The 14726-nt window shown below is 61.7% G+C and carries 14 protein-coding genes and 2 pseudogenes; 13 read left to right on the forward strand and 3 right to left on the reverse strand.

All coding sequences use genetic code 11. The annotated features are described in order from the left end of the window. Nucleotides 1–409 precede the first annotated feature (409 nt). Nucleotides 410–1308: pseudogene (locus tag NKJ32_RS28975) on the reverse strand (hypothetical protein). A 725-nt stretch (nt 1309–2033) separates the two neighbouring features. Between NKJ32_RS28975 and NKJ32_RS28980 the strand changes: the two are divergent. Continuing rightward, nucleotides 2034–3089, forward strand: a complete 1056-nt coding sequence (locus NKJ32_RS28980) for a GSU2403 family nucleotidyltransferase fold protein (RefSeq protein ID WP_352595188.1) — start codon at nt 2034–2036, stop codon at nt 3087–3089. A gap of 225 nt (nt 3090–3314) precedes the next feature. Here NKJ32_RS28980 and NKJ32_RS28985 read toward each other — a convergent pair. Further along, nucleotides 3315–3702, reverse strand: a pseudogene (locus NKJ32_RS28985) (type II toxin-antitoxin system VapC family toxin). Next, on the reverse strand, nt 3702–3959 hold the full coding sequence (locus NKJ32_RS28990; RefSeq protein ID WP_352502877.1) for a type II toxin-antitoxin system VapB family antitoxin: 258 nt from the start codon (nt 3957–3959) through the stop codon (nt 3702–3704). The pseudogene NKJ32_RS28985 and the gene NKJ32_RS28990 overlap by 1 nt, the downstream one beginning before the upstream one ends. Nucleotides 3960–4506: 547 nt before the next feature. On the opposite strand from NKJ32_RS28990, the gene trbB reads away from it, so the two are divergent. The 12 genes from trbB (at nt 4507) to NKJ32_RS29050 (ending at nt 14526) form a co-directional block, all read left to right on the forward strand. After that, nucleotides 4507–5523: a P-type conjugative transfer ATPase TrbB gene (gene trbB / locus NKJ32_RS28995; RefSeq protein ID WP_352829623.1), complete on the forward strand. Its 1017-nt coding sequence runs from the start codon at nt 4507–4509 to the stop codon at nt 5521–5523. A gap of 74 nt (nt 5524–5597) precedes the next feature. After that, a complete protein-coding gene (locus NKJ32_RS29000) occupies nt 5598–5861 on the forward strand; it encodes a TrbC/VirB2 family type IV secretion system protein (protein WP_352492921.1) in 264 nt (87 codons plus the stop codon). After that, entirely contained in the window at nt 5861–6124 is a 264-nt protein-coding gene (locus NKJ32_RS29005; protein ID WP_352595179.1) for a VirB3 family type IV secretion system protein, read from the forward strand. Before NKJ32_RS29000 ends, NKJ32_RS29005 begins: the two co-directional genes overlap by 1 nt. A gap of 9 nt (nt 6125–6133) precedes the next feature. After that, entirely contained in the window at nt 6134–8641 is a 2508-nt protein-coding gene (trbE, locus tag NKJ32_RS29010) for a conjugal transfer protein TrbE (protein ID WP_352829625.1), read from the forward strand. Continuing rightward, a complete protein-coding gene (gene trbJ, locus NKJ32_RS29015; RefSeq protein WP_352595174.1) occupies nt 8638–9387 on the forward strand; it encodes a P-type conjugative transfer protein TrbJ in 750 nt (249 codons plus the stop codon). Before trbE ends, trbJ begins: the two co-directional genes overlap by 4 nt. 12 nt (nt 9388–9399) lie before the next feature. Continuing rightward, complete coding sequence (gene trbK-alt / locus NKJ32_RS29020; protein WP_352595173.1) at nt 9400–9771, forward strand: putative entry exclusion protein TrbK-alt; 372 nt, start codon at nt 9400–9402, stop codon at nt 9769–9771. After that, on the forward strand, nt 9768–11138 hold the full coding sequence (gene trbL, locus NKJ32_RS29025) for a P-type conjugative transfer protein TrbL (RefSeq protein WP_352595170.1): 1371 nt from the start codon (nt 9768–9770) through the stop codon (nt 11136–11138). The genes trbK-alt and trbL overlap by 4 nt, the downstream gene beginning before the upstream one ends. Next, entirely contained in the window at nt 11135–11821 is a 687-nt protein-coding gene (gene trbF, locus NKJ32_RS29030; RefSeq protein WP_352595167.1) for a conjugal transfer protein TrbF, read from the forward strand. Before trbL ends, trbF begins: the two co-directional genes overlap by 4 nt. Next, a complete protein-coding gene (trbG, locus tag NKJ32_RS29035) occupies nt 11818–12882 on the forward strand; it encodes a P-type conjugative transfer protein TrbG (RefSeq protein ID WP_502902702.1) in 1065 nt (354 codons plus the stop codon). Before trbF ends, trbG begins: the two co-directional genes overlap by 4 nt. Further along, on the forward strand, nt 12879–14093 hold the full coding sequence (locus NKJ32_RS29040) for a TraB/TrbI/VirB10 family type IV secretion system protein (RefSeq protein WP_352829628.1): 1215 nt from the start codon (nt 12879–12881) through the stop codon (nt 14091–14093). Before trbG ends, NKJ32_RS29040 begins: the two co-directional genes overlap by 4 nt. Further along, nucleotides 14090–14251: a DUF2274 domain-containing protein gene (locus NKJ32_RS29045; RefSeq protein ID WP_352829630.1), complete on the forward strand. Its 162-nt coding sequence runs from the start codon at nt 14090–14092 to the stop codon at nt 14249–14251. Before NKJ32_RS29040 ends, NKJ32_RS29045 begins: the two co-directional genes overlap by 4 nt. Next, a complete protein-coding gene (locus tag NKJ32_RS29050) occupies nt 14239–14526 on the forward strand; it encodes a DUF2274 domain-containing protein (protein WP_352572196.1) in 288 nt (95 codons plus the stop codon). Before NKJ32_RS29045 ends, NKJ32_RS29050 begins: the two co-directional genes overlap by 13 nt. The last annotated feature ends 200 nt before the right edge of the window (nt 14527–14726 follow it).

Below are 14726 nucleotides of genomic sequence, written 5' to 3' on the forward strand. Positions count from 1 at the left end.
CTCCCAGTTGGCCTCGGATCGGCCTTGTGTGCGTCAAATTCTGCAGAAATGGTTTGACAGTCAGCGATGACCTTGGCGCGCCCCGCCCAGCCCCGTGTCAGCGGAGCGGCGAACTTCCTCTCGGTCGGCGATGGTCATAAACGCGGAGCGTAGAGCGAAAATGAATCCTTGGCCTTCGGGTACTTCGTCCGGTAAATTCGAAGAACGCCGACGCTGGCTTCAGCTGCCACGCGGGTTATTGGAGCCAGATCATTGATGCGGGTGTCGCGCGCCTACGGCAGGTCAAGTTCGGTTTCATGCGCCCCGATCTTCAACGCCAGCGACGCCATCATCGGGCAATGTTCAGCCAGCTCATATGTTGTTCGCAATCGCTGCACATGGAAGGTTCCGATCGGTTGACATTTCAACACTAGAGCAACCGGACAGACGCTGGAAGCGGCCCAAGCCTTGCCCTTCTTCGGGCCATGCTTCGGGCTTTTTGGCGAGCTATCCTGAGCTCGGGCAGCGTTGGTTGCCACCAGCCTCGCTGCCGTTCCGTTAACTCGGCAGCACGCCGAGCGGGCCATGTTCTAATCAATTCAGTCAAGGTCGCCGGACGCCATCTGCCCCAGATATAGCGACGTTCGCCTCGATCAAATGCGGATAGAACGCTGCTAGCTCCGAGGCGACGAGTTCGCCCGAAATCTCGGTGAAGACCACGACGCCGTATTGCTCCGTTGCCACGGCAGGGCCAAGCTGGGGTAAATCGTCAGGGGGCAGTGGATAGCGACGTCGCCTGCGTTCGGCATACCGTAATCTGGCGGCTTTATATTCCTCGGAGTCTTTGGACGCTTCCCGTCGCCGTTTCCTCTCCTCCGGTTCTGCGCGGCGTGCGGCCCTTTCGATGCTTGGCCAATGGCGCCTCAACTCCTCGTAGGAGCGGAAAGGCACCCTCCAGGCCCGCAGTTCGTCGTCCCAGCTCGCCCATGGAACGGCTCGCAGTTCTTCGAGAACCGTCCGCGAATATGGCGTGCGGATGCGCAGGTCGTCCGCGACTTCCAGATACCGGCTCGACAGGGGATCGAAGGCGAAGGCGTCTCGTCCCTTGCTGTCATCATGTGCTACTCGTAGATCCGCCTCTTGCGCAAGCCAGCGCTGGATGCGCCGCGCGGCAGTCTTTCCCGGCACGAACCAGCTTGTGCGCTCGTCACTCCACCTGGCGCGCGGGAATGCCTGTCGAAACCGCTCAACCGCCGCTCGATCGTACGGAAAGCGCGCTTCGGCACCAGGAACTGTCTGCGGTGCAGCAGGGGCGTCGGATTTTTCCATCAGATTGCGAAGCACAGCACTGCTCGCAAACAACGCGGTGCAGTTCATTTGGGTCTAAGAGCACCAGAACGTATGGTCAGAGCCGCTAGGGGCAGCCAATGAGGCGATCGGTGAAACTGCTGAATGCTAGCGTGGGAAAGCTTCGCCGCGCCGGACCGTTTATTTTGCTCCAGGAGAGGTCCATTCATGCCCAGACTAGATGCAAAAACCCAATTGCCAGACGGCCAACGAGCCCTCGTTCGCGTCCCCTGAAAGCGAGGAGACGGAAGTGAACCACTTCGTCGAAACGCAAAGTGTATCGCCAGCCCAGGCGCGGGAGCTTGTGCGGCGGCACGGAAACGACTGGCGTAAGATCGATAATGCCGCCAAGTCTTATAGGGACGACAGCTAAGCACTTCCAAGCCGGGGGAAAGGGAGCTTTGTCACGCCATCCGCGGAGTTGCAAATCGAGCGGATCTGCTTGAGGTGACGAATGACCACCATCGCCATCTTGGTAGCTTTCTCAGACCGTTTGCACCGGCCCGGTCTAGGATCGAATAAAACCAGCGAAGGCCGCGTTCGAGCGGCGCTTTTGCTTCGACTGCGCTGCCGTAGAAAAGCCGCTCCGTTGTCATATTTTTTAATTAATACAGTTACTTCAACAGTCGAAGTGGAATCACGTGAGAGCTGTTGCAATCGCGCGCTCCGCCGCCTATTGTGTCTTGCAACAGCTCTGAGCTAAACGTATGGTAACTGTTGAATTGATTGATTTTGTTGAATTAAATAACGATCAGCGTCGGGAAAAAGTCAATTCCGACCAACGTTTCATTGCGCTCAAAGAGGCCCAAAGGAAGGCGAAGAGCTTTCGGGGATCCCTCGTCTGGCACACCGTGAACGGCATCGACCATTTGATGCGAAGCTACTACGACGCCGCTGGCGTACGACACCAAAAGGCAGAGGGTCGGCGCTCGCCGGCGAGCGAAGCTGTCAAGGCGGATTGGGAAGCAGCTCGCGCGTCCGCCCAAGAAACGCTCTCTGCGCGACAGGAGCAGATGGAGCGCCAATCTGCTGTCAATCGCGCGCTCCGGCTTGGGCGTGTTCCCCTGATCGCCGCAAGAATTATCAGAGCAATCGATAACGCCGGTCTTCTCGGGGAAGGCATTCGTATTGCAGGCACGAATGCGATCTACGCCTATGAGGCGGCGGCCGGAGTGTTCGTGGATCCCGGAATCACATCGACGCAAGATATCGATCTTCTCATGGACTCGCGCCAGTCCCTCAGGATCATGTCTGGCGCCAACGTCGAAGATGGAGCGCTCATCAACCTTTTGCGCAAGGTCGATCGGTCTTTCGAGCGTTCATCCGCCACATTCCGCGCGGTGAACCGCGACGGATATCTCGTCGATCTGATCAAACCGCTCGCAAACCCGGCGTGGAAGCCGAGCCGGGAAACTATCGGGAAGGCTGACGACGAATTGGTGGCCGCCGAGATCGCCGGCCTGGCATGGTTGGAAAATGCCCCTGCTTTCGAAGCAATCGCCATCGATGAAAAAGGCGGACCGTTACGGCTCGTGGCACCCGATCCGCGTATTTTTGCCGCCCACAAATTCTGGGTCTCAAAACGAGCTGATCGCGAGCCAATCAAGCGCCGTCGCGACCTGGCCCAAGCGCAAGTGGTTGCCCGGCTGACGACGCAGTATCTCGAGCATCTCCCCTACGAAGCAAGCGAGCTTCGGGTCCTCCCAAGGGCCGTTTTCGACGAGGCCCATCATTTGTTCGCACAAGCAGCGCCGCGGCCGTGAATGTCTGAGCGACATGTTGGCCGGCTGGATTGGCCCTCAACTTCCAACCGATCGAAGACGCGGCCCAGCAGCGCCAGATCGGAGGGACGAAAGACGCCAGCTTGCTCTGCTTTGGGACCAATTGGCACGACCCCCTTGATGCAGGCCCAGCCGACAGGATCGAAACTAATTGGCGCTATTACAGGGTTCAAGCTGGAGACAGCCGATGATCCTAGAGTCTCGTGCTCATGCCGGTTCGATATTCGTTTGGGAGAAGTCTTTGCCGATGAAAAGCAGCGGTTCGTCTGCACGCTTTGCCAAAGCATAGGACAGGAAATCGGCAAAATTCAGCGCCGCCGGGTGGTGGCCTTTGCCGTAGGTCAGCCAACCCTGGGTCGCCAGATCAACCAATTCGGAGTCGACAGGAATGATGTCGGCCTCGATATTGCGCAGCCAAAGATCGATCTCGGCCAATGCGTGTTCGCCCGCGCCTGCTGACCAGCACCATGCGTGCCTCGGGCACCCCGGTTGCCGGGACCAGTCGGATTGGGTCGGAGACCAGCGCTCGTTCCAGCCTTGCTGCCTCAGGCTCGCTCCGAAGGATCGCTACAACAGCTGAGGTATCGATCACCATCAGTTAGGGATTCCATGCTCGTCATACCCGATGATCTCCTCGTCGCTGCGAGTATCCAGTTCAGGCAATCGTGCCACTCTTTCTCGGATGGCGCGCAATTCTGCCAGCAGACGCTCCTGAGCGGTCTCTCCAAAGCCCAAGCGATGCAAGCGCTCGCTAAGGGCTTGATGGATGGCTGCTGTCTTACTGATACCCTGGCGGCGTGCGAGTTCATCGGCGAGAGCAACGGTGGCCGGATTTTTGATATTCAGGGACACGAGAAACTCCAAAAATCTACCTTTCTGGCAATTTCCACCATAGTTCTCTAGGCTCCTCAACATACCTGCTAGCCTCGCCTACACCCGCGCCGGATTGATCATGACAATCGCCAGGCCGTTGCCTGCCAAGGCGGCGACCGCCAGTCTCTCGAAGCTGCCTGTCGACTCCAATCCGACAACGGCCGGCGAAAGGGCTGCCAATCGCCGAACCAGATCCTCCACCCCGGCATGGTCATACCCACCGAGAACGCCTCGCCGGACGGCAAAACATGCACGTCGAGCCGATCCTTGGAACGTCGATGCCAAGAATGACTTCCCAATCGGGCTTCGCTTGCGGCCCTAGATATAGCCGGATGTTCTGCTGGAGCGGAGATGGCCAGTCGGGCACCGGGTTGCTGAGCTATCGCGGTCGCGGCCGCATTTCGCAAGTCTCTGCACGTTATTCCACGATCGCCGGCTTTGCTTGTTGCAAGGCCGGCGCTCCTGCCTTTTCTAATGATCCCCGACCGCGGCAAGAACCAGTTCGTGGCGAGAAACGGGGACCCGCATGGCGACCAACCATCATGCCAGCAAGGGAGCGGTATCGCGCGGCGCGCGCATGCTGCGCACCGCCCTCGGCCCGGCGATCGCCGGCTTCCTTGACGATCCAGCCATTGTCGAGGTGATGCTCAATCCCGACGGTCGCCTGTGGGTTGACCATCTCAGCGAAGGACTCGCTGCAAGCAATGAAATACTGATCGCGGCAGACGGCGAACGGATCGTCAGGCTGGTCGCGCACCATGTCGGTGCGGAGGTGCATTCGGGCTCGCCGCGCGTTTCGGCTGAACTGCCCGGGACCGGCGAACGGTTCGAGGGTCTGTTGCCGCCTGTTGTCACGGCGCCAACCTTCGCCATCCGCAAGCCGGCAGTCGCGGTGTTCACGCTTCAAGACTATGTCGCCGCCGGCATCATGACCGAAGCCCAGGCTGGCGTCCTGCAGCTTGCCGTGAAGACACGGAAGAACGTGCTGGTGGCCGGCGGCACGTCGACGGGCAAGACCACGCTCGTGAACGCGTTGCTGGCGGAGGTCGCTAAAACCGCCGACCGCGTCGTGCTGATCGAGGATACGCGAGAGCTGCAGTGTGCTGCGCCCAATCTTGTGGCGCTGCGCACCAAGGACGGTGTCGCCTCGCTTTCCGATCTGGTGAAGTCGTCGTTACGCCTTCGGCCCGATCGCATTCCGATCGGCGAGGTACGCGGTGCGGAAGCGCTCGATCTGTTGAAGGCCTGGGGCACTGGCCATCCCGGCGGCATCGGCACCATCCACGCCAATTCTGCCATTGGCGCACTGCGGCGACTGGAGCAGCTCGTGCAGGAGGTGGTCATTACGGTTCCGCGCGCACTGATTGGCGAAACCATAGATCTCATCGCAGTTCTCGCTGGCCGCGGCTCAGCGCGCCGGCTCGTCGAGATCGCCCTGGTCGACGGGCTCGATCCGGCCACCGGCGACTACCGCACCCTGGAAGCAAATTTCGAGACCACAACGACCGTGAATCGCCACTCTCCCTATGGAGCTTCAGAATGACCCAGATCCGCTTCAATTCATCGGCTATCCGCAAACTTGCCGTGGAGCTGTCGTATGCGGCGACCGCCGCGATCATGACGATTGCGCCCGCCCATGCTGCCGGTTCCTCCATGCCCTGGGAGGAGCCGCTTCAGCAAATCCTTGAGTCAATCGAGGGGCCTGTCGCCAAGATCGTGGCGGTGATCATCATCATCATCACCGGTTTGTCGCTCGCCTTCGGCGACACGTCAGGCGGATTTCGCCGGCTGATCCAGATCGTCTTCGGGCTGTCGATCGCTTTCGCGGCAAGTTCGTTCTTTCTGTCCTTTTTCTCCTTCGGTGGCGGAGCTCTGATCTGATGGATGAGGAGATCCGTGGCTTTTTCGCGCCGGTGCATCGCGCGCTCACCGAACCGATCCTGCTCGGCGGCGCGCCGCGTGCGGTCGCCATCGCCAACGGCACGCTGGCCGGCGCGATTGGATTGGGGCTTCGCTTGTGGATCGCGGGGCTCATCATCTGGGCGGTCGGACATCTCGTGGCCGTCTGGGCGGCAAAGCGCGATGCGCAATTCGTCGATGTGGTTCGCCGCCACCTGCGCTATCCCGTGCATTTCGGATGTTGAGGTTTCGCCATGATGAACCTCGCGGAATATCGAAAGAAGAGTGCCAGCCTCGTCGATTATCTGCCGTGGGCTGCCCTGGTAGCGCCGGGCGTGGTGCTCAACAAGGACGGCAGTTTTCAACGGACGGCGCGTTTTCGCGGGCCGGATCTGGACTCCGCGACGCGGGCGGAGCTCGTCGGCACGACCGCGCGGCTCAACGGCGCGCTGCGCCGGCTCGGCTCCGGCTGGGCACTTTTTGTCGAAGCCCAGCGCAATCCTGCCAGCGGCTACCCAGACAGCCGGTTCCCGGATTGCGCATCCGCACTTCTCGACATCGAGCGTCGCGAACAGTTCGAAGACTCCGGTGTGCTGTTTGAAAGCAGCTACTTCCTCACCGTCGTGTGGCTGCCTCCGGCCGAGGAAGCGTCGCGCATGGAGAGTTGGCTCTACGAAGGCCGGGAAAAGACCGGCGTCGATCCTTGGGAGCTCCTGAAGATTTTTGTCGACCGCACCGACCGCGTGCTCAACCTCATCGAGGGCTTCGTTCCCGAAGCTGACTGGCTCGATGACGGAGAGACGCTGAGTTACTTACACTCAACCATTTCGACCAAGCGGCATCGCGTTCGCGTGCCAGAAACGCCGATGCATCTCGATGCTCTGCTTGTCGATCAGCCGTTGGCCGGCGGGTTAGAGCCGAGGCTTGGCGATGCGCGTCTGCGCACACTCACCATCACCGGGTTTCCGACGATGACCTTCCCGGGGATTCTCGACGATCTTAATCGCCTTGCCTTCTCCTACCGCTGGTCGACGCGGGCGATCATGCTGGACAAGACCGACGCGACCAAGTTGGTGACGAAGATACGCCGTCAGTGGTTCGCGAAGCGGAAATCCGTCGCCGCGATCCTCAAAGAGGTGATGACCAACGAGGCATCCGTTCTCGTCGACACGGACGCCGCCAACAAGGCGGCCGATGCGGACGCGGCGCTCCAGGACCTGGGCTCTGACCAGATCGGCGAAGCTTATGTCACCGCCACCGTTTCGGTCTGGGATGCCGATCCGTCGATCGCCGGCGAAAAGCTGCGTCTGGTCGAAAAGATCATTCAGGGCAGGGACTTCACCTGTATCGCCGAAGGCGTCAACGCTGTCGAAGCTTGGCTGGGCGGTATTCCTGGCCATGTCTATGCCAATATTCGCCAGCCGCCGCTTTCCACGCTCAACCTCGCGCACACGATTCCACTCTCCGCGGTCTGGGCAGGTCCGATCGAGAACGAGCATCTTGGAGCGCCGCCGCTGTTCTTCGCCAGAACGGAGGGCGCCACACCGTTCCGGTTCAGCCTGCATGTTGGAGACGTCGGCCACACCCTCGTCATCGGCCCGACGGGCGCCGGCAAGTCGGTCCTGTTGGCGATGATCGCGCTTCAGTTCCGGCGCTATGCAAACAGCCGGGTCTTTGCCTTTGATTTCGGCGGCTCAATCCGCGCGGCCATACTCGCCATGAATGGTGACTGGCACAATCTCGGAAGCGATACCGCAAGCGGGCAGGGGTCTGACGATCCGTTGCCCTTGCTGACTTTGACCGATCTGTCGGACGACGTTGACACCGTGTCGCTGCAGCCGCTTGCCCGCATCCATCATACGCCGGAGCGGGCCTGGGCGGCCGACTGGCTTTTCGACATTCTACTGCGCGAAGGCGTGCCCATCACGCCGCAGGTCAAGGAACATCTGTGGTCGGCGCTGACGTCGCTGGCGTCTGCGCCAGTCCAGGAGAGGACACTGACTGGCCTGTCCGTGCTGCTGCAGTCCTCGCCGCTGAAACAGGCGCTTGGTCCCTACTGCATCGGCGGCGCTTTTGGCCGGCTGCTTGATGCCGAGTATGAGCGTCTCGGCGAAGCCTCCGTCCAGGCGTTCGAAACCGAGGGCCTGATCGGCACGGGTGCTGCTCCCGCGGTGCTTGCCTATCTTTTCCACCGCATCGAGCAGAGGATGGACGGCCGGCCGACACTGCTGCTCATCGACGAGGGCTGGCTGGCGCTCGACGATGGCGGTTTCGCCGACCAGCTGCGCGAATGGCTGAAGACGCTGAGAAAGAAGAACGCCAGCGTGGTCTTCGCCACGCAGTCGCTTTCCGACATCGCCGGATCGCCAATCGCGCCGGCAATCGTCGAAAGCTGCCAGACGCGGCTGTTCTTGCCGAACGAGCGCGCTATCGAGCCGCAGATCGCCGAGATCTATCGACGCTTTGGTCTCAACGATCGTCAGATCGAGATCATCGCCCGGGCGATACCGAAGCGCGACTATTACTGTCAAAGCCGCCGCGGCAACCGTCTGTTCGAACTGGGACTCGGTCCGATCGCGCTGGCGCTCTGCGCCACATCGTCCAAATCAGACCAGGCCGCGATCGACCGGACAATCGCCGAGGCCGGCCGAGAGCATTTCCTCGAGGCCTGGCTAGCGGAGCGCGGTCTCTCCTGGGCGGCCGACCTCATCCCAGGTCTCACCAACGTGATCGACCAGTCCACAGAGGAGATTTCGTCATGAATTCCAATCTTGCAGGCAGCCGAATCCGTCGCAAGGCGGCAGCCGGCGCCATCGCCGTCGCCATGGCGCTGTCATCGGCACCAGCATCGGCGCTGATCGTGTTCGATCCGAGGAACTATGCCGAAAACCTGCTTTCGGCATCGCGTGCGCTGGAGCAGATCCACAACCAGATCACCTCGCTGCAAAACGAAGCGCAGATGCTGATCAACCAGGCGAAGAATCTCACGTCGCTGCCGACCTCGCTGCTTGGCCAGATCGAGGGCAATTTTTCCGAGATGAAGAGCCTGCTCGGCGAGGCCGAGAAGCTGGCCTACAGCGTCCAGGACATCGAGAGCCAGTTTACCTCCGCTTACAAGAATTTCGGTTCGGATCTCTCCAGCCAGCAGCTTGTCAACGGCGCGCGTCAACGATGGCAGACCTCGGTGTCTGCCTTTGAGCATTCGCTGAAAACCGGCGCCGTCGCGGTCGACAACATCGCCGGGACACAAGAGCAGACGAGTGCGCTGGTCGGTGCCAGCCAGTCGGCCGTCGGCGTGCTTCAGGCAACGCAGGCCGGCAACCAGCTCCTCGCCGTGCAAGCCAAGCAAGTTGCCGATCTCACTGCGATGCTGGCCGCACAAGGGCGAGCCGAAGCCCTTGAGCAGGCGAGGCGGGCGGCCGCGCAGGAGCAGGCACGCGAACAGTTCAGCCGTTTCATGACGGGCAGCAGTTACAGCCCGTCATCGGTAAAAATGTTCCACGACTGAGGCGAGAATCGCATGGATCTCAAGATCGCCGCCCGGATAGCAGCCGTTCTTGCCCTTGGCACCGCCATGACCGCCGCCTCCATGGCGCTGCGCGGCGACGGCTCGCACGACGCGTCCTCCCCGCGCTCCGCATATCCGGGCGGCGAGCCGGCTAAGGTCGAGCTTGCCCGATGCCGGGCCATCGGCATGGCGGCCGTTGACGACGAAGCCTGCAGGAGAGCCTGGGCGGAAAGCCGCCGACGCTTCCTGCAACCATCCCTCCGCCCCATCGCGCCAAACGCGGCTCCGTGGATCGAAAAGGACCAGAGCCGAATGCTGCCGCTCCAACCGCCAACTCCGCCTCGCGCGGAAGACCGGCTGCATCCGGAAACGGTGGCGCCATGAACGACACCGGCGTGATCGATCGCTTCCTGGAGACCTTTACCCGCTATATCGATTCTGGCTTCGGGCTGCTCAGCGGCGAGGTCGCATTCCTCACCTCCACTTTGATCGTCATCGACATCACGATTGCCGGCCTGTTCTGGGCTTGGGGTGCGGATGAGGACGTCCTGCACCGACTGATGAAAAAGACGCTCTATATCGGCTTCTTTGCCTTCATCATCGGCAACTTCAATCGTCTGGCCGGGATCGTCTTCGAGAGCTTTTCCGGGCTCGGTCTGAAGGCGGGAGGTTCGGCACTATCGGGCGCCGCACTGCTGCAGCCGGGCCGCGTCGCGCAGGTCGGCGTCGATGCCGGCAATCCAATCCTCGAAGCCGCCAGCCAGTTGATGGGCTACGTCTCGTTCTTCGAGAATTTTGTTCAGATCGTGGTCCTGATGATTGCTTGGGCGATCGTGCTGATTGCGTTCTTTGTTCTCGCCGTACAGATCTTCGTCACGCTGGTCGAATTCAAGCTGACGACGCTTGCCGGCTTCGTGCTGATCCCTTTTGCGCTGTTCAACCGGACCGCCTTCCTCGCTGAAAAAGTGCTCGGCAACATCGTTGCCTCCGGCGTGAAAATCCTGGTGCTCGCCGTCATCGTCGGCATCGGCTCGGGCCTGTTCGGCGAGTTCACTCAAGGCTTTGGTGCCGAACAACCGACGATCACCGATGCGCTGTCGCTTGTTCTCGGCGCATTGTCGCTGATGGGCCTGTCGATCTTCGGTCCAGGCATCGCGACGGGGCTGGTTTCGGGTGCTCCGCAACTGGGCGCAGGTGCCGCTGTTGGCACGAGCCTCGCCGTTGGTGGCCTTGGCGTAGCCGGCGCTATGGGCGCCCGCGCCGCAATAGGCGGCGCAGCAGGCGGGCTCAGTGCAGGCGGGCGCATGTCGGCAGCCGCCGCACGTAGTGGCGCGCATCTGGCCGGCAGCACTTCGGCCGCCTGGGAACTCGCCGCAGCCACGTCTGGAAGAGGTGGTGCAGGCTCAATCGCCGCCGGCATGGCGGGTGTCGCAAAGGCTGGTGCCAGCGCTGCCGTTCAACCCGTCAAGCAGGCAATGTCGCGCGCCGCGTCAGCCCTGTCCGATAGCTACGAGGCCGCCCGCTTGGCAGCTTGGGCTACGACGAGTGGAGAGCGATCGTCGCGAACGGCTTCCTCCGGTGACTGGTCGACCACCCAAACCAGTGCCGACGCCCCGCCCGCATGGGCAAAACGCATGAAGCGCGGCCAGGCCATGAGCCATGGCGCCAGCATCGCCGCGCATTCAGTTCATTCGAGCGATGATGGCGGCGGCTCAATGAATGTTTCCCTCGATCAGGACGACCGCCGATGACCCCCTTTAGACGCCCTTTTGTTCGTTACGGAAAAACGCCTCACCCTGAGACGCCATATCAGCGTGCAGCCCAGATTTGGGACGAGCGCATCGGCTCGGCTCGCGTCCAGGCGAAAAACTGGCGGCTGATGGCCTTCGGCTCGCTCGTCCTGGCCGGCGGTTTTGCATCCGCATTGGTCTGGCAATCGACGCGCGGTTCGGTGATTCCTTGGGTGGTTCAGGTCGACAAGTTTGGCGAGGCGCAGCTTGTCGCCCCGGCCATTGCCGACTATCGGCCGACCGATCCGCAGATCGCCTGGCATCTGGCCCGCTTCATCGAAGAGGTCAGAAGCATTCCGGCCGACCCGGTCATCGTCCGCCAAAACTGGCTGCGCGCCTACGATTACACCACAGACCGCGGCGCCATTTCCCTCAATGATTACGCTCGCTTGAACGACCCGTTTGCCAAATTGGGCAAACTCCAGATCGCCATCGAGGTTTCCAGCGTCATCCGTGCTTCGCCGGATTCTTTCCGCGTCGCCTGGATCGAGCGCCGCTACGAGAACGGCAACCTGGCCGGCACCGAGCGCTGGACCGCAATCCTCACAATCGTGATTCAGCAACCCCGCGACGCTGACCGGCTCAAAGTCAATCCGCTTGGCGTCTATGTCAACGCCATCAGCTGGTCGAAGGAGTTTTCATGATGCGTGCAGCACCAACAAGAACATCGGCGAGACCGGCCACGCACAATGCGCCCAAGGCACGTAGGCTTGCCCTGGCACTGCTGTCGGCAACGGCGCTCGCCGGCTGTGCATCGAAGAAATACATTCCGCCGGAAATCGCCTACGACGATGCGGTGCCTGCCGTGCGCAGGGTCGACCCGCCTGGTCCGGTCAAAGTGGTGGAAGTGCCGAAACCGCTTCCGCTGCCTGGTCAGTTGAAACCAGTCGACGCTACGAAGGTGAAGCCGGAGCCAGCCGATCCGAAGCAGCGGATCAGCCAGGCGAACGAGGCCGCGCGCATGCAGCCGGTTCGCGACGGTTTCGTCAATGCCATCCAGCTCTATCCCTGGAGTGAGGGCGCGCTCTACCAGGTCTACGCCGCACCCGGCCAGGTCACCGACATCGCCTTGCAGCCCGGCGAGCAGCTTGTCGGCTCCGGGCCAGTCGCCGCCGGTGACACAGTGCGCTGGATCATCGGCGATACGCAAAGTGGGGCAGGGGAGCGCCAGCAGGTCCATATTCTTGTGAAGCCGACACGGCCAGACCTCCAGACCAACCTGGTCATAAATAGCGACCGCCGCACCTATCATCTCGAGCTCCGCTCGACCGAAAAGACCTACATGGCCTCCGTCTCCTGGCAGTATCCGCAGGACCAACTGATTGCGCTGCGGCGCCAGAATGCGCAGGCTTCCGCCGCAAAGCCGGTCGCGACCGGCGTCGACCTCCAGAAACTGAATTTCCGCTACCGCATCGAGGGCGATGCCGCACCCTGGCGGCCGCTTCGCGCCTTCGATGACGGTGCAAAAGTCTACATCGAGTTCCCGTCGGGCATAGGGCAAGGTGAAATGCCGCCGCTCTTTGTCATCGGCCCATCGGGCGGCTCGGAGCTGGTCAACTACCGTGCTCGCCAGAACTACTACGTCGTTGATCGGCTGTTTGCCGCCGCTGAATTGAGGCTCGGTGACAAAACAAGCGAAAAGCGCGTCCGCATCGTGCGCACGGACGGCAAACGAACCTCGCCCAGCACGAGGCTGTTCCGATGAGCGACCCTGCAAATGCACCCAACCAGGACATTCGAGCGGAACTGCGCCTTCGGCCCGAACCGGCCAGGGTCACGCGACTGTCGCGCAAGGTGCTGATAGGCGTTGGTGGAGTTGCCAGCGCTGCGATCCTCGGCACGTTGATTTGGGCGCTCGACACCAGAGAGCGCGGAACCGAACAGCCGCCCGAGCTCTTCACCACCGAAAACCGCTCAACGGCCGACGGGCTACAGAAGCTGCCGAAGGACTATGCCGGTGTTCCGCAACTCGGCCCCGCGCTGCCTGGCGATTTGGGCCGGCCGATCTTGCGTGCGCAGGAGCGCGGCCAGCCGATTGGGGCGTCCAACGTCAGTGGACCGCGCGCAGATCCGGAGGAGCAGCGCCGACTGGCCGAGATCGAGGCCGCACGCGTGGCGAAGCTCTTCACCGATACGAACTCGAGACCTGGTCCCGCACGACAGGATGCTGGCACCAGAGTCATAGAACCGGTCACCCAATCTGGTCTGACTCCGCCGCCGGGGTCGCCACCGATCGATCCTGGCGCCGCGCAAAACGTGCAGGATCGCAAGCTGGCCTTCGTCAATGCCGAGCCAGACCGTCGCACAGTCAGCCCCAATCGGCTCGCCGAGAAGGCCTCGCCCCATGTGGTGCAAGCCGGCAGCGTCATTCCAGCTGCCCTTATCACCGGCATCCGCTCCGACCTGCCCGGCGAGATCACCGCTCAGGTCACGGAAAATGTCTACGACAGCCCAACGGGCTCATACCTTCTGATCCCGCAGGGTGCACGGCTGATCGGCCAGTACGACAGCCACGTCGCCTTCGGCCAGTCGCGCGTGCTGCTGGTCTGGAACCGGCTGATCATGCCTGACGGCACCTCGATCGTGCTGGAGCGCCAGCAGGGCGCAGACGCTGAAGGATTTTCCGGGCTGGAGGACGAGGTCGACCGTCATTGGGGCCAGATGTTCCGGGCCGCAGCACTCTCGACGTTGCTGGGCATTGGGACATCGCTTGGGTCCAGCGACGACGAAAGCGAAATCGCCAAGGCCATCCGCGAAAGCGCGCAGGATTCGGCCTCCGATATTGGCCAGCAGCTCGTGCGCAATCAGCTCAATGTCCAGCCTACGCTCACCGTGCGGCCCGGTTTCCCGGTTCGCGTGATTGTCAATCGCGACCTTCTTCTTGTGCCTTACGGCACGCCAAAGGATCCATCATGACCAAGCTGAAACTTTCTGCCATTCCCGATGACCGTCTGGTCAAGATCACCGTCGAACTGCCTGCCGCCGTTCATCGCGACCTCGTTGCCTATGTCGATTATCTGAACAGTCAACATGTCTTTGTCTCACAAGCAGGAGGTGAACCATGCCGGATCTGAGGCTCGGTCGGCTGCCGAAGGTTGGCGTCGTCCGCATGACCATCTCCCTGTCGGAACCGCTCAAGGAGGAACTCGACCAGTATGCAGCCGAACACAGCCGGCTCTACGAACCCGTGGACGCCGCAGCCCTGATTCCGCACATGCTGGAAGCCTTCGTCCGTTCGGATCGCGGCTGGCGCGGCCGTAAGGCGAAGGCCGGCCGTGCCCGTCAACGAGGGGCGTCTCCAGCCAGCAGTACGACACGAAGCGGTGCTGAAGGTGATGGCTCCGCCTGAAGCTGTCCTGGTGGCTTTACCCTAAGCGGAAGTTCGCTCGCCCTCGTTGAACTCACACTCATGGACCCAATCCTGACCTTCCGGGACCCATTTTCCTTCCAGAAACCGGACATTGGGCCCAACCAGCGCTCGTGACCCGAAGGCGACCTTCATTTCCTAGAAGCGCGTATGACTGCTCTTAGCCGGAAACCCGGCATTTG

Source organism: Mesorhizobium sp. M0159, assembly GCF_040322295.1.
GTDB lineage: Bacteria > Pseudomonadota > Alphaproteobacteria > Rhizobiales > Rhizobiaceae > Mesorhizobium.